This window comes from Streptomyces sp. CA-294286, assembly GCF_050947155.1.
GTDB lineage: Bacteria > Actinomycetota > Actinomycetes > Streptomycetales > Streptomycetaceae > Streptomyces.
In genome coordinates this window covers 2,925,959-2,943,929 of the sequence record NZ_CP192005.1, presented here as the reverse complement: position 1 = coordinate 2,943,929, position 17,971 = coordinate 2,925,959, and the positions used below count along the sequence as shown (strand labels likewise).

Annotated in this window: 17 protein-coding genes; 12 read left to right on the top strand and 5 right to left on the bottom strand. The window is 70.5% G+C overall.

Going from position 1 to position 17,971, the window contains the following annotated elements:
- Positions 1–38 precede the first annotated feature (38 nt).
- Positions 39–497, bottom strand: a complete 459-nt coding sequence (locus ACQPZG_RS17830; RefSeq protein ID WP_433546742.1) for an ATP-binding protein — start codon at positions 495–497, stop codon at positions 39–41.
- Positions 498–746: 249 nt separating this feature from the next.
- On the opposite strand from ACQPZG_RS17830, the gene ACQPZG_RS17825 reads away from it, so the two are divergent.
- From ACQPZG_RS17825 to ACQPZG_RS17775, 11 genes are all read left to right on the top strand, one after another.
- Positions 747–1,622 (top strand): hypothetical protein, encoded by an 876-nt coding sequence (locus tag ACQPZG_RS17825; RefSeq protein WP_433546741.1) that lies wholly within the window; start codon positions 747–749, stop codon positions 1,620–1,622.
- A 110-nt stretch (positions 1,623–1,732) separates the two neighbouring features.
- Positions 1,733–2,488 (top strand): YcnI family copper-binding membrane protein, encoded by a 756-nt coding sequence (locus ACQPZG_RS17820; RefSeq protein WP_433546740.1) that lies wholly within the window; start codon positions 1,733–1,735, stop codon positions 2,486–2,488.
- Positions 2,489–2,517: 29 nt separating this feature from the next.
- Entirely contained in the window at positions 2,518–3,186 is a 669-nt protein-coding gene (locus ACQPZG_RS17815; protein ID WP_433546739.1) for an SCO family protein, read from the top strand.
- Positions 3,183–3,689, top strand: a complete 507-nt coding sequence (locus ACQPZG_RS17810) for a copper chaperone PCu(A)C (RefSeq protein WP_433546738.1) — start codon at positions 3,183–3,185, stop codon at positions 3,687–3,689. The genes ACQPZG_RS17815 and ACQPZG_RS17810 overlap by 4 nt, the downstream gene beginning before the upstream one ends.
- Before the next feature lie 17 nt (positions 3,690–3,706).
- A complete protein-coding gene (locus tag ACQPZG_RS17805) occupies positions 3,707–5,797 on the top strand; it encodes a copper resistance CopC/CopD family protein (RefSeq protein ID WP_433546737.1) in 2,091 nt (696 codons plus the stop codon).
- A gap of 5 nt (positions 5,798–5,802) precedes the next feature.
- Entirely contained in the window at positions 5,803–7,086 is a 1,284-nt protein-coding gene (efeB, locus tag ACQPZG_RS17800) for an iron uptake transporter deferrochelatase/peroxidase subunit (protein WP_433546736.1), read from the top strand.
- Positions 7,087–7,288: 202 nt separating this feature from the next.
- A complete protein-coding gene (gene pheA, locus ACQPZG_RS17795) occupies positions 7,289–8,224 on the top strand; it encodes a prephenate dehydratase (protein ID WP_433546735.1) in 936 nt (311 codons plus the stop codon).
- Between the two features lie 579 nt (positions 8,225–8,803).
- Positions 8,804–10,081 carry a serine--tRNA ligase gene (gene serS / locus ACQPZG_RS17790; RefSeq protein WP_433546734.1) on the top strand — a complete coding sequence of 426 codons (1,278 nt, stop codon included), beginning with the start codon at positions 8,804–8,806 and terminating at the stop codon, positions 10,079–10,081.
- Entirely contained in the window at positions 10,078–10,917 is an 840-nt protein-coding gene (locus ACQPZG_RS17785; protein ID WP_433546733.1) for an HAD family hydrolase, read from the top strand. Before serS ends, ACQPZG_RS17785 begins: the two co-directional genes overlap by 4 nt.
- Before the next feature lie 151 nt (positions 10,918–11,068).
- Positions 11,069–11,743 (top strand): FadR/GntR family transcriptional regulator, encoded by a 675-nt coding sequence (locus ACQPZG_RS17780; RefSeq protein ID WP_433546732.1) that lies wholly within the window; start codon positions 11,069–11,071, stop codon positions 11,741–11,743.
- Positions 11,744–11,822: 79 nt separating this feature from the next.
- Positions 11,823–13,103 (top strand): CynX/NimT family MFS transporter, encoded by a 1,281-nt coding sequence (locus tag ACQPZG_RS17775; RefSeq protein ID WP_433546731.1) that lies wholly within the window; start codon positions 11,823–11,825, stop codon positions 13,101–13,103.
- A 179-nt stretch (positions 13,104–13,282) separates the two neighbouring features.
- Here the strand turns inward: ACQPZG_RS17775 and ACQPZG_RS17770 are convergent, their stop codons facing one another.
- The 4 genes from ACQPZG_RS17770 to ACQPZG_RS17755 are packed head-to-tail and all read right to left on the bottom strand — an operon-like array spanning position 13,283 to position 16,846.
- Entirely contained in the window at positions 13,283–14,002 is a 720-nt protein-coding gene (locus ACQPZG_RS17770; RefSeq protein ID WP_433546730.1) for an ABC transporter permease, read from the bottom strand.
- A 15-nt stretch (positions 14,003–14,017) separates the two neighbouring features.
- Positions 14,018–14,929 carry an ABC transporter ATP-binding protein gene (locus ACQPZG_RS17765; RefSeq protein WP_433546729.1) on the bottom strand — a complete coding sequence of 304 codons (912 nt, stop codon included), beginning with the start codon at positions 14,927–14,929 and terminating at the stop codon, positions 14,018–14,020.
- Positions 14,926–15,837, bottom strand: a complete 912-nt coding sequence (locus ACQPZG_RS17760) for an ABC transporter permease (protein ID WP_433546728.1) — start codon at positions 15,835–15,837, stop codon at positions 14,926–14,928. Before ACQPZG_RS17760 ends, ACQPZG_RS17765 begins: the two co-directional genes overlap by 4 nt.
- The gene (locus ACQPZG_RS17755) at positions 15,827–16,846 is read right to left on the bottom strand and encodes an ABC transporter ATP-binding protein (RefSeq protein WP_433546727.1); all 1,020 of its coding nucleotides are present in this window, start codon (positions 16,844–16,846) and stop codon (positions 15,827–15,829) included. Before ACQPZG_RS17755 ends, ACQPZG_RS17760 begins: the two co-directional genes overlap by 11 nt.
- Before the next feature lie 265 nt (positions 16,847–17,111).
- Here ACQPZG_RS17755 and ACQPZG_RS17750 point away from each other — a divergent pair, with 265 nt between their 5' ends.
- On the top strand, positions 17,112–17,969 hold the full coding sequence (locus ACQPZG_RS17750; protein WP_433546726.1) for a M24 family metallopeptidase: 858 nt from the start codon (positions 17,112–17,114) through the stop codon (positions 17,967–17,969).
- The last annotated feature ends 2 nt before the right edge of the window (positions 17,970–17,971 follow it).

Genomic DNA, 17,971 nt, shown 5'->3' with positions numbered 1-17,971 from the left:
GGGGCCGGCCGTTCGGGGCGCGTTGCCCGGGTGTTCCGTCAGGACGCCTGGAGCAGCGCGCCCTCGCGCCATTTCAGGATCTTGTCGAAGGTCACCACCGCGCCCCGCCCCGGCCGGTTGCGGAAGTGGACGTGGTCGGCGAGCTGCTCGATCAGGCACAGCCCCCTGCCGTTCTCGCGGGTGTGCGACACGGGGCGCGCGGCCCGGCTGCGGCGACGGCGCGGCCCGGGAAAACCGGGCCCCGAGTCGGCGACCTCGATACGGCACTTCTCGCCGTCCAGGTACGCGGTCACCTGGTACTCCGCGCAGTGCGGGCCCGAGGTGTCGTCCCCGCCGTGCTCGACGGCGTTCGCGCAGGCCTCGCTGAGCGCGACCGACAGGTCGTAGGAGACGTCCGGGTCGACTCCTGCTGTCTCCATGGCCCCGAGCAGGAGACGACGGGCGAGCGGAACGCTCGCGGCTTCCCGCCGCAAGTGGAGTGACCACCAGATGCTCATGCTCCAGCCTCCTGGCTGCGGCTCGTCATACGTCTACGTATTGCCGCAAGTGGAGGCCCGTAAGCCCGGAATCGGGCCGAGAGCGCTCATTCGGCGGATGCGCCTCCCCCGGGTGCCGGTGCGGGCGGCGGGCCGAGCGGGCGGAGGAGGGACCCGGCGCCCGGCGGCCCGGGGTGACGTAACGGACCATCGTGAGCTTGTGGACCTGCCGGGTCCGCTGCCCGGCCGCAGTGCGATGATGGCTCCGCCATGTCCCAGCCCGAGCCGCCCGTCGCCGTGTGCGACGCACGCACGTCAGTCGCCTCGCGACTGCTGAGGGCCGCGGTGTTCGCCGCGGTCTGCGTCGTGCTGTCCGCGACCGGGCACGTGCTGGGCTCCACGGCGACCGTGCCGTGGTGGACGCTCGGCGTCGCCTTCGCCGCGGTGTTCACGCTGGCCGCGCCGCTGGCCGGACACACCCGGTCGCTGCCCTCCCTCACCTTCGCGCTGACCGCGGGCCAGCTCGGCCTGCACGCCCTGTTCGGCATCGGACAGAGCCATGCGGGCAGTGCCGCCGGTGCCGATCAGGGTGCGCTGTCCGGGCTCGCCGCCCAGCTGGTGTGCGGAGGCGGCACGCCGATGAGCGCGGATCAGGTCCGCGACGTGCTGGCGACGGCGGGCATCGACCCGTCGGCCGGCGGACACGCCGGGCACACCGCGTCGACCGCTTCCGGATCGTACGGCTCCTACGGCGCCGTCGGTACGAGCGGTGGACAGGGGGGCGGCGGTGCGGTGGCCGACTGTCTGCACTCGCTGGTCCCCAGCCTCCCCATGCTGCTCGGTCACCTGATGGCCGCGCTCGCCACCGGATGGCTGCTGCGCCACGGCGACCTCGCCCTGCGTCGGCTGGCACTGATCTCGGCGTACGGCGTGGAGGAGGTCGCGGCGGGCACGCTCGTACGGTCCCTGCGCGCCGCGCTCGCGTTCGTACGCGCCCTGCTGGCGGGGCTGTCGGCGGCGCCCGCCTGCGGGCCGGAAGTCGCGCCCGCCGGTTTCCGCGCACCGGTCCGGCTCACCGGGCGGGACCTGCTGCACTCGGTGATCAGGCGCGGGCCGCCCGCGTCGGCGTACTCCCTCGTCGCCTGACGCGACCCCCCTCACGCACACCTGCGCAGCGGTCGGGTCGCGGAACCGGTGCGCCCGAACGAGGTGCCCCGGCCACCCAGTCCACTCCTGCCTCTGTGGGGTACACAGTCATGACCGTTTCGCGTCGTCTCTCCCGTCTCTCCGCCGTCGGTGTCGCTTCGGCCGCCTCCCTGCTGCTCGTCGCGGGACCGGCCTTCGCGCACGTCACCGTGCAGCCGGTCGGCCCCGCCGCCCAGGGCGGCTACGCCACCGTCAACGTCAAGGTCCCCAATGAGCGCGACAACGCCTCCACGGTGAAGCTCGAAGTGACCTTCCCGGTCAAGGACCACCCGCTCACCTCCGTGATGCCGCAGGCCGTGCCCGGCTGGACCGCCAAGGTCGAGAAGACCACCCTCGACAAGCCGCTGAAGGTGCACGGCAAGGAGGTCAAGGAAGCCGTCGAGAAGATCACCTGGACCGGCGGGAAGATCGGCCCCGGCGAGTTCCAGCAGTTCCCGCTCTCGCTCGGCAAGCTTCCCGAGGGCGCCGACCAGCTCGTACTGAAGGCCCTTCAGACGTACGACAACGACGAGGTCGTCCGCTGGATCGAAGAGCCCAAGGAAGGCCAGCCGGAGCCGCAGTCCCCGGCTCCCGTCCTCAAGCTGAGCGCGCCCGAGGGCGACGGCCACGGGGCCGCCGCGGACGACGACAAGACGAAGACCGGCGACAAGAGCACCGACAAGACCGACCACAAGGACGAGAAGCAGAACGTCGCCGCGGCCGACAGCAGCGACACCACCGCCCGCGTCCTCGGCGTCGTGGGCATCATCGTGGGTGTCGCGGGTGTGGCCTTCGGCGTTCTCGCCGGCCGCCGTCGCGCCGCCTGATCCACCCCTCCTCAAGCTCCAGGAATTCCATGCGTAAGAAGAACGCGCTGGTCGCGGCGGCCCTCGCCGCCGCGGCCGCGCTCACCCTGTCCGCGTGCGGCGATGGCGACTCCTCCTCGAAGGAGAGCAGCCAGTCGGCCGCCGAGGTCTCCACCCCGACCAAGACGAAGGCCGCGACCGTCCTCGACCGGCCCTACAAGAAGCCCGACCTCGTCCTCACCGACACGCAGGGCAAGAAGTACGACCTGCGCGAAGCCACCAAGGGCAAGCCGACGCTCATCTACTTCGGCTACACCCAGTGCCCCGACGTGTGCCCGATGACGATGAGCAACATCGCCGTCGCGTACAAGAAGCTGCCCAAGGCCGACCAGGAGAAGCTCCAGGTCGTCTTCGTCACCACCGACCCCGATCGGGACACGCCGCAGCAACTCGGCAAATGGCTCAAGGGCGCGGGAAGCCCGGACTTCATCGGACTGAGCGGCGACTTCCCGACCATCCAGGCCGGGGCACGCCAGCTCGGCGTCAGCATCGAGCCGTCCACGACGGACAAGAACGGCAACGTCACGTCCATGCACACCAAGCAAGTCATCGCGTTCTCGCCGAAGACCGACGCCGGCTACGTGCTGTGGACCGACGAAGCCACCCCGGACGACTACACCGCCGATCTCCCGAAGATCGTCAAGGGAGAAACCCCGTGAACCGCCGCACCACCCGCACCCTTTCGTTCGCCGCCACGGTCGTCGCCGGGGCCCTGGCCCTCACCGGCTGCAGCGGCGAGACGAACACGTCGGCGAGCAGGACGCCCGCCGCGCAGACGGACAGCAAGCCGAAGCTGGAAGTGACCGGCGCCTTCATACCGGAACCCGCGATGGCCGACATGGCGGGCGGTTTCCTCACCGTCAGGAACAGCGGTTCCGTCGCCGACAAGCTGACCTCCGTCACCGCCTCCGCCTTCGCCGGCAAGGCGGAGATCCACGAGACGAAGGACGGCAGGATGCAGCAGGTCGCGTCCTTCGACGTACCCGCCAACGGCACGCTGGACCTGAAGCGCGGCGGCAGCCACCTCATGTTCCTCGACGTGAAGAAGAAGCCGAAGAAGGGCGACAGGATCGCCGTCGAGCTGCACTTCGAGAAGACCGGCACGGTCAAGGTCGACATGCAGGTCGAAGCGGCAACCCACAACCCGCAGCAGCACCACTGAGGGGCTGACAGCACACCATGACGGACACCGCCCCGCACTTCGGGACACCCCGCGTCCAGACCTCCCGCTCCGGGACCTCACGATGCGGGACGCCTCGCTCCGGGACACCGGCGGCCACTTCGGTCGTTCGCCTGCTGCTGACGATCGCCGCCCTGTTCGGCGCACTGCTCGCGGGGGCCTCCCCCGCAGCCGCACACGCCGCGCTCACCGACAGCAACCCGAAGGACGGGGCGGTGCTCGCCACCGCACCCAAGGACGTCACCCTCAACTTCTCCGAGCAGATCGCGCTCGGCGAGGACGCCATCCGCGTTCTCGACCCGTCGGGCAAGCGCGCCGACACCGGTGAAACCCTCGACCTGTGCAGCGGAAACGTCGTCAAGTACGGCATCGCCCTGCACAGCGGGCTGCCCGACGGCACGTACACCGTCGCCTGGCAGGCCGTCTCCGCCGACAGCCACCCCATCTCCGGTGCCTTCACCTTCTCCATCGGCGCTCCCTCCGAGAGCAGCGTCGCGCTGCCCTCCCAGGAAGCGGGCGGCGGTGCGGTGGGCGTGCTCTACGACATCGCGCGCTACGCCGCGTACGCCGGATTCATCGTGCTCGTCGGCGGTGCTGCCTTCGTCCTCGCCTGCTGGCGGCGGGGTGCGGCCGAGCGGCCGATCCAGCGGCTGGTGGTGCGCGGCTGGCTGCTGCTGACCGCCGCGACGCTGGCGATGCTGCTGCTCAGGGCCCCGTACACCGGCTCCGGTGAGTTGTCGGGCATCTTCGACCTGGCGGCGCTCAAGGCCGTGCTGTCCACCAAGACCGGTGCGGCGCTGGTGTCGCGGCTGCTGCTGCTCGGCGCTGCCGCCCTGTTCGTCGCGGTGCTGTTCGGGGCGTACGCGAAGAAGAACGCCGAGCAGGCCGACGGCGGCCAGGCGGAGGACGACGAGGACTCCTCGCTCAAGGACCTCACCTTCGGCCTCGCGCTGGGCGGCGGGGTCGTCGCGGCGGGCATCGCGGCCACCTGGGCCATGTCCGAGCACGCCTCGACCGGCCTCCAGCCGGGCATCGCGATGCCGGTCGACGTGCTCCACATGCTGGCGGCCGCCGCCTGGCTGGGCGGCCTGGCCGCACTCCTGGTCGCGCTCCACCGCTCGCCCGCGCTGGACCGCTCCGTAGTACGGAAGTTCTCCCGGCTCGCCTTCGCCTCCGTCGTCGTGCTCGCCGCGACCGGCGCCTACCAGTCCTGGCGACAGGTCGGTACCTGGCAGGCGCTGGTCGACACGGCGTACGGGCAGCTGCTGCTCGCCAAGATCGCCCTCGTGGTGGCCATGGTCGGTGCCGCCTGGTGCTCGCGCAGGTGGACCGGACGGCTGGCGGAGGGGCCGGGCGCGGAACCCGTGGCGGCCGTGTCCCGGCCGCGGTCCGGTGACCGTACGACGACGGCCGACTCCACGGGAAACGCTGCCGCGGACGCCCCGACGCGCACTTCGGCGGGCACCGGGGGGGCCACCGAGGCGGATGCCCCGGCGACCGGCGCGGGCACGGACCCCGAGCGCGCCGCCCAGCTCGCCCGGCAGCGGGCCGCCATGGAGGCGACGCGTGCCAAGCGCGAGCGCGACGCGGACCCGCAGCGCTCGGGGCTGCGGCGCTCGGTCCTCGTGGAAGCGGCGGTCGCGGTCGTTCTGCTCGCCGTCACCACCGTCCTGACCAGCACCGAACCGGGGCGTACCGAGCTCCAGGAGGCCGGCCGCGGCACAGGCGCCTCGCCCGCGGTGCCGGACCGTCCCGTCGACGTCGTGCTCCCCTTCGACACCGGCGGCGAGGACGGCAAGGGAACCCTCCGCGTCCAGCTCACCCCGGGCCGAACCGGCAGCAACGCCCTGCACGTATGGGCCGAGTCACCCGCCCGCAAGCCGGTCGACGCACCCGAGCTGAAGGTCGCCCTCACCAACGAGGAGAAGCAGATCGGGCCGCTCCCCGTCGTCCCCGACAAGCTCTCTCCCGGACACTGGAGCGCGAACGGCGTCCAGGTTCCGCTGGCGGGAACCTGGAAACTCGACGTGACGATCCGGACCTCCGACACCGACCAAGTGACCGTGAACAAGAACGTGAAGATCGGCTGACCCGCATGACCGACACCTCTTCTGCCGAGAGTCCCGAGAACACGGAGACGCCCGGCCTTTCCCGGCGGAGACTGCTCGGCACCGCGGGCGCCGCCGGCGCCGCCGGGCTCGCTCTGGGCGCGGTCGGCGGGGCGGGCGTCGCCTCCGCCGTGAACTCCGACGGCGAGGGGCCGGCCGCCCTGGCCTCCGTCGGCGCGACCGAGGTCATGTTTCACGTGAAACATCAGGCGGGCATCACCACCCCGCTGCAGTCCCGCGGCCATCTGATCGCCTTCGATCTCGCCCCCGGGGCCGGCCGCAAGGAGGCCACGGCGCTGCTGCGCCGCTGGTCGCACGTGGCGAGCCAACTGATGTCCGGCCGCTCGCTGGCCGGGGAGGACACCGAGGTCGCACGGGACGCAGGACCTTCCTCCCTCACCCTCACCTTCGGTTTCGGCCGGACCTTCTTCGACCGCACGGGCCTGACGGCCAAGCGGCCGATGGAGCTGGACCCGTTGCCGGACTTCTCCTCCGACCACCTCGACGCCCGTCGCAGCAACGGCGACCTGTGGGTGCAGATCGGCGCGGACGACGCCCTGGTGGCTTTCCACGCGCTGCGCGCCGTCCAGAAGGAGGCGGGCGAGGCCGCTCGGGTGCGCTGGCAGATGAACGGCTTCAACCGCTCGCCCGGCGCGACCGCCTCCCCCATGACGACCCGCAACCTGATGGGACAGGTGGACGGCACGGGCAACCCGAAGCCGTCCGAGCCGGACTTCGAGAAGCGGATCTTCGTCCCGGAAAGCGGACGTCCGGCCGGGCAGGAGTGGATGGCCGGCGGCTCGTACGCGGTCGTACGGCGCATCCGCATGCTCCTCGACGACTGGGAGAAGCTGCCCCGGGGTGATCAGGAAACGGTCATCGGGCGGCGCAAGAAGGACGGCGCCCCGCTGACCGGCGGCGACGAGTTCACCGAGCCCGACCTGGCCAAGGTGGGCCCGGACGGCCAGCTCGTCATCGCCGCCGACGCCCACTCGCGGATCTCCGCGCCGGAGCAGAACGGCGGCGCGGCGATGCTGCGCAGGCCCTTTTCGTACCACGACGGCATCTCGGCGGACGGAACGCCGGACGCGGGGCTGCTGTTCATCTGCTGGCAGGCGGATCCGCTGCGGGGCTTCGTGCCGGTGCAGCGGAAGCTCGACCGGGGGGACGCCCTGTCGAAGTTCATCCGGCACGAGTCCAGCGGGCTGTTCGCGGTGCCGGGCGGGCCGGGCAAGGGGGAGTACGTGGGACAGCGGCTGCTGGAGGGGTGAGCCCGAACCTTCCTGCCCCCGCAAGCCCGGCCCGCGGCGGGCGAGGTCGCCGATGCCAGGGAAGGACGGGTCGGGCGGGAGCCCAGGGCGGCCCGGAGTCGTCGGTGCCGTCGCAGACGCTTTCGGGCAGGCGGAGCCGCGGGGCCGCAGCGGGTGGTGAGACAGCTGAGCCGGGCCCCGGGTGGCGCATTAGGGTGACCGTATGTCAGCGACGCGCTACGCCTATCTCGGCCCCGAGGGCACCTTCACCGAGGTCGCCCTCCGTACGCTCCCCGAAGCCGCCACTCGTGAACTCGCCCCGATGCTGTCGGTCCCGGCCGCACTGGACGCCGTGCGCGCCGGGGAGGCCGCGGCGGCGCTCGTACCGATCGAGAACTCGGTGGAAGGCGGGATCACGGCGACACTGGACGCCCTGACCTCGGGCGAACCGCTGATGATCTACCGCGAGGTACTGCTGTCCATCCGCTTCGCGCTGCTGGTGCGGCCGGGCACGAAGCTCACCGACATCAAGACGGTCACCGCCCATCCGGCGGCGCAGCCACAGGTGCGCAACTGGATCAGGACGAATCTGCCGGACGTGCTGTGGGAGTCCGCCGCCTCGAATGCGGACGGCGCTCGGCTGGTGCAGGAGGGGCGCTACGACGCCGCCTTCGCAGGCGAGTTCGCGGCGGCGACGTACGGGCTGGAACCGCTGGTCACCGACATCCACGACGCGGTGAACGCGCAGACCCGCTTCGTGCTGGTCGGCCGTCCGGCGCGGCCGGCGGCACCGACGGGCGCGGACAAGACGTCGGTGGTGATCTGGCTGGGCCCGGACCGTCCGGGCGCGCTGCTGGAACTGCTGCAGGAGTTCGCGGTGCGAGGCGTGAACCTCATGCTCATCCAGTCGCGGCCGACGGGCGCGGGCATCGGGAACTACTGCTTCGCGGTGGACGCGGAGGGACACATCGCGGACCGCCGGGTCGGCGAGGCGTTGATGGGGCTGAAGCGGATCGCGCCGAAGGTGCGCTTCCTCGGGTCGTACCCGCGGGCGGGCGTCGCCGTCGAGGACGTGGCCGAGTTGCGGCACGGCACGTCGGACCAGGAGTTCACGGAAGCGTCGGACTGGCTGGCACGGTGCCAGGACGGGCGGGCCTGAAGACGGCCCGAACCTGTTCGGCATGCGCGCGGGGCTTTCCCCGCAGAGTTATCCACAGGGTGCGTCTGCACCTGGGGACAAGTCGACAACCTAACGCGACATGGTCGACAAATCGCCCCAGTGGCACTTCGCCCCTCCGGGGAGTCACAGGACTGCACATGTCACCCCTCCAGCCCTGATCAACCCTTCAGGGGGGGGATTCCCACTCGAATGTGTGCGTGAGTCGAGTTTGAGCAAGGAATCCCTCGTCCCGGATACACCTTTCCCGAGGCCCGTTCCGAGATCCACAGCTTTTTCACACACCCTGTGGATAACTTGTCGGGGTAAGCACCTTCCTGTGGAAAAGGTACTCAAGAGGGCCGCCAACTGCCGTCTCGGGCAGGGGAGAAGAGCCGGACAGCTGTCACCGTCGCACCCCGTCGCGGGGCGATGCGTCCGTTGTGCCAGAGGGGCCGCCGGGCCGCACGGAATGATTCCGGCCCCGTCCGCCACATTCCCGACTCGGGGCAATGCGGGCAAACCGGAAGGTGCTGTCCTCTCCAGTCGAGTGACGGATGCGGGCACCGGTAGCCTGGGGGGGTGATTGACCTTCGCCTGCTTCGTGAGGACCCCGACCGTGTTCGCGCCTCCCAGCGCGCCCGTGGAGAGGACGTCGCGCTCGTCGACGCCCTGCTCTCCGCCGACGAACGGCGCAGGTCGTCGGCCGTCCGCTTCGACGAGCTCCGCAACGAGCAGAAGACGCTCGGCAAGCTCATCCCCAAGGCCACCGGCGACGAGAAGACCGAGCTGCTGAAGCGCACCGGCGAGCTCTCCGCCGCCGTGAAGGCCGCGGACGCCGAGCAGAACGAGGCGGCCGAGGAGGCACAGCGCCTGCTGCTCCAGCTCGGCAACATCGTCCACGAGGACGTTCCGGTGGGCGGCGAGGAGGACTTCGTCGTCCTGGAGACGCACGGCACGATCCGCGACTTCGGTGCCGAGGGCTTCGAGGCCAAGGACCACCTGGAGCTGGGCGAGGCGCTCGGCGCCATCGACGTCGAACGCGGCGCGAAGGTCTCCGGATCGCGCTTCTACTACCTCACGGGTGTCGGCGCACTCCTGGAGCTGGCGCTGGTCAACGCGGCGATCGCCCAGGCCACCGAGGCCGGCTTCATCCCGATGCTGACCCCCGCGCTGGTCCGTCCGCGCGCGATGGAGGGCACCGGCTTCCTCGGCCAAGCGGCGGAGAACGTGTACCACCTGGAGAAGGACGACTACTACCTGGTCGGCACCTCCGAGGTCCCGCTCGCCGCGTACCACATGGACGAGATCATCGACGCGGACAAGCTGCCGCTGCGCTACGCGGGCTTCTCGCCGTGCTTCCGCCGCGAGGCCGGCACGTACGGCAAGGACACCCGGGGCATCTTCCGTGTACACCAGTTCGACAAGGTCGAGATGTTCTCCTACGTGCACCCGGAGGACGCCGACGCCGAGCACCTGCGTCTGCTGGAGTGGGAGAAGCAGTGGCTGACCGCGCTTGAGCTTCCGTTCCAGGTGATCGACGTGGCGACCGGCGACCTCGGATCGTCGGCCTCGCGGAAGTTCGACTGCGAGGCGTGGATCCCCACCCAGGGCAAGTACCGCGAACTCACCTCGGCGTCGAACTGCAACGGCTTCCAGGCGCGGAGGCTCTCGGTCCGGATGCGCGACGGCAAGAAGGTCCAGCCGCTCGCCACCCTCAACGGCACGCTGTGCGCGGTGCCGCGCACCATCGTGGCGATCCTGGAGAACCACCAGCTCCCCGACGGGTCGGTGCGGGTCCCCGAGATGCTGCGTCCGTACCTGGGCGGCCGTGAGGTGCTGGAGCCGATCGCCAAGTGAGCACTTCCGCTTCCGCCGGTCCCGGCGCGCCCGCTCCGTTCCCGTACAAGCTGGTCGCCACCGATCTGGACGGCACGCTGCTGCGCGACGACCAGTCGGTCTCGCAGCGCACACGCGACGCGCTGGACGCGGTGACGGCGGCGGGCGCTGCCCACATCGTGGTGACGGGCCGTTCCGTCGCCTGGACGAAGCACATCTTCGAGGACCTCGGCTACGAGGGGCTCGCGGTGTGCGGGCAGGGCGCGCAGGTCTATCACGCGGGCGAGCGACGGCTGCTGACCTCGGTGACGCTGGACCGGCAACTGGCGGGGCTCGCACTGTCCAAGGTCGAGGCCGAGGTCGGTCCGCTGGCGCTGGCCGCCAGCCGGGACGGGATGGACGGCGCCGTACTGCTGGGCCCCGGCTACCGGGTGCACGAGGGGTCGCTCCCGTACCTGCCCTTCGAGGATCCGGCCGAGCTGTGGGCGGAGCCCTTGAACAAGGTGTACATCCAGCACCCGGGGTTGTCCGACGACGAGCTCGCGAAAGTCGCCCGGACGACCGTCGGGAACCTGGTGGGCGTGGTCATGGCCGGCGAGGGGGTCGTGGAGATCCTGCCCCTGGGGCTGAGCAAGGCGACCGGTCTGTCGCTGGCCGCGCGCCGACTGAAGCTGAAGGCCGCGGACACGATCGCCTTCGGTGACATGCCGAACGACATCCCGATGTTCGGCTGGGCCGCGCACGGTGTGGCGATGGCCAACGCGCACGCCGAGTTGAAGGCCGTCGCGCACGAGGTCACCGCGTCCAACGAGGACGACGGCATCGCCGTGGTCCTGGAGAACCTGCTGGCGCGCTGAGGATTCGGAAGGGGAGGCGGTACTCCGGTACCGCCTCCCCCCCCTGTTTAGGGGCCCTTTACATCTATCTCGGCAGCAGTTGTAGGATGACTGGGCAACCGGGCGAATCGTGCCGGGCGCTCGGACGGAAGCAGGAAGCGGAGGCCGACCCATGGCACTTCAGGCGGCGGGACGGAAGTCCCTGGTGGACGCCGTCGTGGAGCAGCTCCGCGACCAGCTCACCGCCGGTGAGTGGTCCGTCGGCGACCGGATTCCCACCGAACACGTCCTGGCCGACCTGCTCGGCGTCGGCCGCAACACCGTGCGCGAGGCCGTACGAGTGCTGGTGCACGCCGGCCTGCTGGAATCCCGCCAGGGCAACGGCACGTTCGTCCGCTCCACCGCGGACCCCTCGGCCGTCCTGCGCGGGATGCGGCACGCCGGTGTGCTGGACGTACTGGAACTACGGGTGGCCCTGGAAGCGGAAGCCGCCCGGCTGGCTGCCGTACGACGCGACGAGCACGACCTGCGGACGCTACGGGCGGCCCTCGCCGCGCTGACCGAACAGGGCGACCGGGCCGCGGACGCCGACCTCGACTTCCACCGGGGCATCGTCGAGGCCACCCACAACGCGGCGTTCACCGAGGTCTACCGCTTCTTCTCCGCCCAGGTGCACGCGTCCCTGGTCACCGCGCTCGGGGACCGTCAGCTGCCGCCCATCGATCTCCTCGCGCACGCGGCCCTGGTCGACGCCATCGAGTCCGGTGACCCCACCACAGCGGAACAGGCCGCCAGGGCCCTTCTCCAGGTACCCATCGACGCCGTTCGCGAACTGATCGGCCGCTGACGACGCCCGTTCCGCCCCCTCCCCCCACGGCGCCCTCCTCGACCGCCGTTCCTTCCCCCCACTTCGAAAGGTGCTTGCCTTGTCACGCCCGGACGCCGATCAACTCCTGCTGGACGCCGAGGCCGACGTACGGCCCTCCCCCCAAGGTGTCGCCGCACGGCGGGCGTTGCTCGCGCATCCGGTGCTGCTCATGGTCGGCATCGTGCTGGCCTCCCTCAACATGCGTGCGGCTCTGGCGAGCGTGTCCCCGCTGGTCGGTGAGATCAGCGAGAGCTTCGGACTGTCGTCGACGGCCACCAGCCTCGTGACGTCCGTGCCGGTGCTGTTCCTCGGCGTGGGCGCGCTGGTCGCCCCCTGGCTCGGTCGGCGCTTCGGTACCGAAGTGGTCCTGTTCTGCGCCCTGTTGCTGCTCGGCGTGGGCATCCTGGTGCGCGTGCTGCCCGCCACGGCCGCGTTGTACGGCGGCGGAGTGCTGATCGGTGTCGCGATATCCCTCCTCAACGTGCTGATGCCGGGTCTGATCAAGCGGGACTTTCCGGACAGGGCCGCGTCGATGACCTCGGTCTACACCGGCTCGATGATCGCGGGAGCCACGATCGTGGCCGCCACCTCCGTGCCGCTGGAGAAGGCGTTCGGCGACAGCTGGGAAGCGTCGATGGCGTTCTGGTCGCTGCTGGCCGCCGTGGCCGCGCTGGCCTGGCTGCCCCAGGTGCTGATCTCCCGCGGACGTACCGGGCACGAGACGCGCGTCGTCCCGGGGGCGCCCGGCAGCGCCGCTCCCGCCGGGTCGAGGAGTGTCTGGCGATCGGGTCTCGCCTGGCAGGTCACCCTCTTCATGGGGCTCCAGTCGCTGTGGTCGTACGTGCTGATCGCCTGGATGCCGACCATCTTCACCGACCACGGAATGAGCCGGTCCACGGCAGGCGTGATCTTCGCCTTCAACAATCTGATCCAGGTCGCGGGTGCTTTCGCCGTACCGCTGCTGGCCGGACGCATGCGCAGTCAGCGTCCGCTGATCGCTCTGGTCACCTCTCTCGTCGCGGCCGGTTACGTCGGCCTGATGGTCGCCCCGGTCGCCGGGGCCTGGCTGTGGTCGGCAATCCTCGGCATCGGGCAGGGCGGTGCCGTGGGCCTGGCGCTCACCCTGATCGTGCTGCGGTCCGGGGATGCGGTGACGGCGGCCCGGCTCTCCGGGATGGCGCAGACGATCGGCTATCTGCTGGCCGCCGCGGGTCCGTTGGCCGCGGGCGCCGTGTACCAGGTGACCGGCAGCTGGACGGTGCCGATCGCCCTGATGCTCGGCGTGTGCGCGGCGGCGCTGGCCGTGGGTCTCTTCGCGGCCAGGGACCGGAAGGTCTGATTCGACCTTCCGCACGCGGTCGGGGGGCGCTGGGCGGTCGCGTACGCGTGCATCCGGGGAACTGTGCCTGGGGAAACACTGTGCAGGTGTCAAGGTGCGGAGGAAGCGGGAAGCGCCCCTGATGCGTATGGGAGATACGCATCAGGGGCGCTTCCTGTTCCCGAAAGTGCCGCTTCGGGCTATTCATCACCCGCAAGAGTGAGCGAGCGCAGTTTCTGGCCCGCGTACCACGTGGCCAGGCCGGTGACGACGACCAGCAGGATCACCGCCGTGGGAAGCCCGACGTCCGAGGTGATCGTGCCGTTCGTGCCGATCTTCTCGGCGAGCGAGAGCGCCCACTGCTGGATGCTGAGGGTCCGCGCCCCCGGCACCAGGCTGCCGAACAGGGCCTCCCACACCAGCGCGTACACCAGGCCGAAGACGACCGCGTGCCGCGAGACGGTGCCGAGCAGCAGGAACACCGCGCTGTAGGCGATGGAGGCGACGAGTGCGGCGATCGTGTAGGCGATCGCGACCTGACCGCCGTTTCCGTTGAGGATCATGCCCGCGATGAAGGTCGGAATCGCGGAGAAGGCCATGGTGACGGCGATGGCGACGATCAGCTTGGTGCAGATGATCGTGGGACGCTTCACCGGCTTGGACAGCAGGTAGACGATCGAGCCGTCGTCGATCTCCGGCCCGATGGCGCCCGTACCGGCGATGACGCCGATCAGCGGGACCATGGTGGCCAGCGCGAAGCCGCCCAGGACGTCGGCGGCGACCTGGTCGTCCACGCCGACCAGCGCCCGCACCGCGACGGCGATGACGAGGAGCAGCGCCGGAAGGATGAAGAGGATGGCGGCCCGGCGGCGGCCGAGGAGGGCCCGGTAGGTGAGCCGGGCGACTGTGGGTTCGTACATCGCAGCAAGCTCCTTTCAGGCCGTGACGAGGTAGGAGAAGACCGATTCGAGGGACTCGTCGGAGGGCTGCACCGTGAACAGGCGGATGCCGTGCTCACGGGCGACCCGCGGGAGCAGCTCGGTGAAGCGGCCGAAGTCGACGGCCTGGATGCGCAGTGCCCGTTCCGTGTAGTCGACCTCGATGCCGGCCGTGGAAGGGTCGGCGATCAGCGCGGCGGCCAGGGCACGGTCGTCGCCCGAGCGGACGAGGTAGCGGTGCGGGCGGTCCGTCATCAGCCGGCGGATCTTGCGGAAGTCACCGGAGGCGGCGTGCCGCCCGGCGACGATCACCTCGATGTGCGAGGCGAGCTGCTCGACCTCTTCCAGGATGTGCGAGGAGAACAGCACGGTGCGGCCCTCGCCGCCCATCCGGCGCAGCAGGTCCATCAACTGCATGCGCTGACGCGGGTCCATGCCGTTGAACGGCTCGTCCAGGAGCAGTACCGAGGGGTCGTGGACCAGGGCGGACGCCATCTTCACGCGCTGGCGCATGCCCTTGCTGTACGTGGCGATCTTGCGGTCCTGGGCGTACTCCATCTCGACGGTGGCGAGGGCCTGTGCGGCCGCGCGGTCGTCGAGGCCGTGCAGTTCGGCGTTGGCGACGACGAATTCGCGTCCGGTGAGGAAGTCGTACATCGCCTCCCGCTCGGGGACGACGCCGATCTCCTTGTAGACCTCCTCGTTGCGCCAGATCGGCTTGCCGTCGAGGGTGACGGTGCCGTTGGAGGGGGCGAGGAAGCCGCCCATCATGTTGATCAGGGTGGACTTTCCGGCGCCGTTGGGGCCGAGGAGGCCCGTCACGCCGGGGCCGATGTTCATGGTCACGTCGTTGACGGCGACCACGTTCCCGAACCAGCGGGAGGCTTTGGTGATGTCGATCGTGGTCACAGCCCGACCTTCCGGTAGCGGCGCATCAGTACGGCGTACGAGCCTGCGATGAGCGCGAGGACCACCAGCAGGTGGACGACGCCCGCGCCGGCCCCGGGCCCGTACCCGCCGGGGTAGGCGGAGGAGGCGCCGAGGAAGGCGGTCTGGACGCCGTCGATGAGGGTGGCGGGGGAGAAGAGGCCGAGCCACGAGATGGCGTCGGTCGCCTCCTGGCTGTAGGCGATGACCTGGACGGTGGAGACCGCGCCGTACGAGATGGTGAAGAGGGCGATGACGGCGGCGACGCCGAACCCGCGGCGCGGCGTCAGTGCGGCCATCACCAGGCCGAGGCCGGCGAACAGGACGGACAGCAGTGCCACGGACACCAACCCCTGCCCGAAGCCCTTGGTCTGGGCTCCGAAGTCGAACTCGGCGAGCAGCGCGCCCGCGTAGAGGACCACCAGCGGAACAGCGGTGAGGACGAACAGCGCGGAGGCCATCGCCCCGTACTTGGCGAGGACGTAGTCCCGGCGCTCGATGGGCCGGGAGAAGTACAGCGGGACCGTCTTGAAGCGCAGGTCGCGCGAGACGGTCTGCGGTGCCTGGGAGGCGAGGTAGAGGCCGATCACCGGCTGGAGGGTGATCGCGAACGCCGTGTAGGAGAGCGGCAGTTTGGTCATGGTGCCCGCCGGGGCGGCCACCGCGACCGCGACGATGATCGCCGCGACCAGGACCATCACGCCGAACAGGATCATCGGCAGCACCTTGGACTTGGCGCTGCGCCCCAGTCCGTACGCGCCGCGCAGGGACTGCGAGTAGAGCGAGCGCCTGGCGTAGGAGCGGCCGAGCCGCTGCCCGTCGTACTTGCGGTAGCCGATGTTGTGGATGCGCGTCGGGTCGGCGCCCGGCGGAGTGAGATCAGTTGCCATCGTGGCCGCCTCCCGTCTGCGGTGCGAGCTGCGCTTGCGCTGGTTGCTGTGACTGCTGCTGGATCTGTTGCTGCGGGGGGCCGGCGTGGAAGACCTCGGCGATGTGGTGGCGGCGCTGTTCCATGCGGACCAGGCCGATACCGAGGTCGGCGACCGTGTCGCGCACCAGGTCGTACGTCGCTTCGCCCTCGCCCTCGACCAGCAGGACGTGGCCCGCGCCGGGCAGTCCCTGCTCCTCCGCCGCGTGCAGGGTCACGCCGGCCGCGGTGAGCGCCTCGCGCAACGCGCGCGTGCCGTCGGGGTGGGCGTCGGAGTCGGTGACCTCGACCGCGAGGGTCGTGGTGGTCTGGGTGAAGTCACTGGTCGAGCTGGACCGCAGCAGCGCTCCGCCGTCGATGACGACGACGTGGTCGCAGGTGCGCTCCAGCTCGCCCAGGAGGTGCGAGGTGACCAGGACGGAGATGCCGAAGTCGGTGTGGATGCGGCGGATGAGGCCGAGCATCTCGTCGCGGCCGACCGGGTCGAGGCCGTTGGTCGGCTCGTCGAGAAGGACCAGTTGCGGGTCGTGGACCAGGGCCTGGGCCAGCTTCACCCGCTGCTTCATGCCGGTCGAGTAGCCGCCGATGGGGCGGTAGCGCTCCTCGTAGAGGCCGACGTGGCGCAGGGTGTCGGCGGTGCGTTCGCGTGCGGCGGTGGCGGGAAGACCCGACATGCGCGCCATGTGGACGACGAACTCGGTGGCCGAGACGTCCGGTGGCAGGCAGTCGTGCTCGGGCATGTACCCCACGCGCTCGCGGATCTCCGCGCCGCTCGTCGCCACGTCGAGGCCGAGCACTGCGGCACGTCCCTCCGTGGCGGGGGACAGACCCAGCAGGATCTTGATCAAGGTGGACTTGCCGGCTCCGTTGGATCCGACCAGGCCCGTTACTCCGGGTCCGATGTCCAACGAGAGCCGGTCAAGCGCGGTCACCCGGGGGAACCGCTTGCTCAGGGCTTCGGTTGCGATCACGGCAGTCACCTTTCCGAAGGTAGTGGCGCGGACCACATTCCACGTCAGCCCTGGCGGTGGTTGGCGTCTCCGCCTCTGGTCGTAGAAGCCCGTAGGGGCCGCAGTACCGAGGGTGGACAGGGCGTCGGGGGCGAAGACCCCGAGCGGCGGGGGCCGGGTTGTCCACAGGCCGTTGTGCACAGCCCTTGACGTAGCCGTCGGGCATTGTCACATTCATCAGTGTCAAGTTGCGAACACGTACCGCTACACGGGACGGACGGGTGGCATGACCTCAGCAGTGCAGGGCGAGCAGGGCGGAACGACCGCGCGACTGCGGGGGTTCAGGCGGGTGCAGCGCCTCGCGTACGAATGCGCCGAGGCCGTCGCCGCGCAGCTCAAACCGGGTGTGACCGAGCGCGACGCGGCCCGGATGCAGCGGGTGTGGCTGCGCGAGCGCGGGGTGCGGGACTGGTTCCACCTGCCGTTCGCGTGGTTCGGGGACCGTACGGCGTTCGCGGGCTTCCGGACACCGTTCCAGTTCTTCCCGACGAACCGGCGGCTGGAGCCGGGGATGCCGTTCATTCTCGACATGGCGCCCGTCCATCACGGTTTCACCGCCGACATCGGGTACTCCGGCTGCCTGGGCCTCAACCCGGTGCACGACCGGCTGCTCGCCGATCTGGAGGCGCACCGCACCCTGCTCCTGGACCAGGTGCGCGAGAGACGCCCGCTGCGGGAGATCTACGAGAACGTCGAGCGGCTGATGGTGCGCCAGGGGTACGCCAACCGGCACCGCGCCTACCCGTTCGGCGTGATCGCCCACAAGGTCGACCGGGTGAAGGAACGCCGCTGGTCGCCGCAGGTGTTCGGGTTCGGGACGCAGGCACTGAAGGGGCTGGCGTCGGACGCGCTGCACGGGCACCGGGAGGGCTGGTCGCCGTTGTGGAGCCCGCACAAGTTCTCCGACCACCCGCCGCAGCCGGGCCTGTGGGCAGTGGAACCGCACCTCGGATTCAGGGGTACGGGCGTGAAGTTCGAGGAGATCCTGGTGGTCACCGACTCCGAGGACCCCGAGCAGAGCGCCTTCTGGCTGGACGACGACCTGCCGCACGTGCGGCGCTGGGCCGAGGAGAGGGCGGCATGACG

Excerpts from the sequence above, each read along its gene's own strand:
- ACQPZG_RS17830 (WP_433546742.1), bottom strand. The coding sequence starts at position 497 with ATGAGCATCTGGTGGTCACTCCACTTGCGGCGGGAAGCCGCGAGCGTT.
- ACQPZG_RS17825 (WP_433546741.1), top strand. The coding sequence starts at position 747 with ATGTCCCAGCCCGAGCCGCCCGTCGCCGTGTGCGACGCACGCACGTCA.
- ACQPZG_RS17820 (WP_433546740.1), top strand. The coding sequence starts at position 1,733 with ATGACCGTTTCGCGTCGTCTCTCCCGTCTCTCCGCCGTCGGTGTCGCT.
- ACQPZG_RS17815 (WP_433546739.1), top strand. The coding sequence starts at position 2,518 with ATGCGTAAGAAGAACGCGCTGGTCGCGGCGGCCCTCGCCGCCGCGGCC.
- ACQPZG_RS17805 (WP_433546737.1), top strand. The coding sequence starts at position 3,707 with ATGACGGACACCGCCCCGCACTTCGGGACACCCCGCGTCCAGACCTCC.
- efeB (WP_433546736.1), top strand. The coding sequence starts at position 5,803 with ATGACCGACACCTCTTCTGCCGAGAGTCCCGAGAACACGGAGACGCCC.
- pheA (WP_433546735.1), top strand. The coding sequence starts at position 7,289 with ATGTCAGCGACGCGCTACGCCTATCTCGGCCCCGAGGGCACCTTCACC.
- ACQPZG_RS17780 (WP_433546732.1), top strand. The coding sequence starts at position 11,069 with ATGGCACTTCAGGCGGCGGGACGGAAGTCCCTGGTGGACGCCGTCGTG.
- ACQPZG_RS17770 (WP_433546730.1), bottom strand. The coding sequence starts at position 14,002 with ATGTACGAACCCACAGTCGCCCGGCTCACCTACCGGGCCCTCCTCGGC.
- ACQPZG_RS17760 (WP_433546728.1), bottom strand. The coding sequence starts at position 15,837 with ATGGCAACTGATCTCACTCCGCCGGGCGCCGACCCGACGCGCATCCAC.
- ACQPZG_RS17750 (WP_433546726.1), top strand. The coding sequence starts at position 17,112 with ATGACCTCAGCAGTGCAGGGCGAGCAGGGCGGAACGACCGCGCGACTG.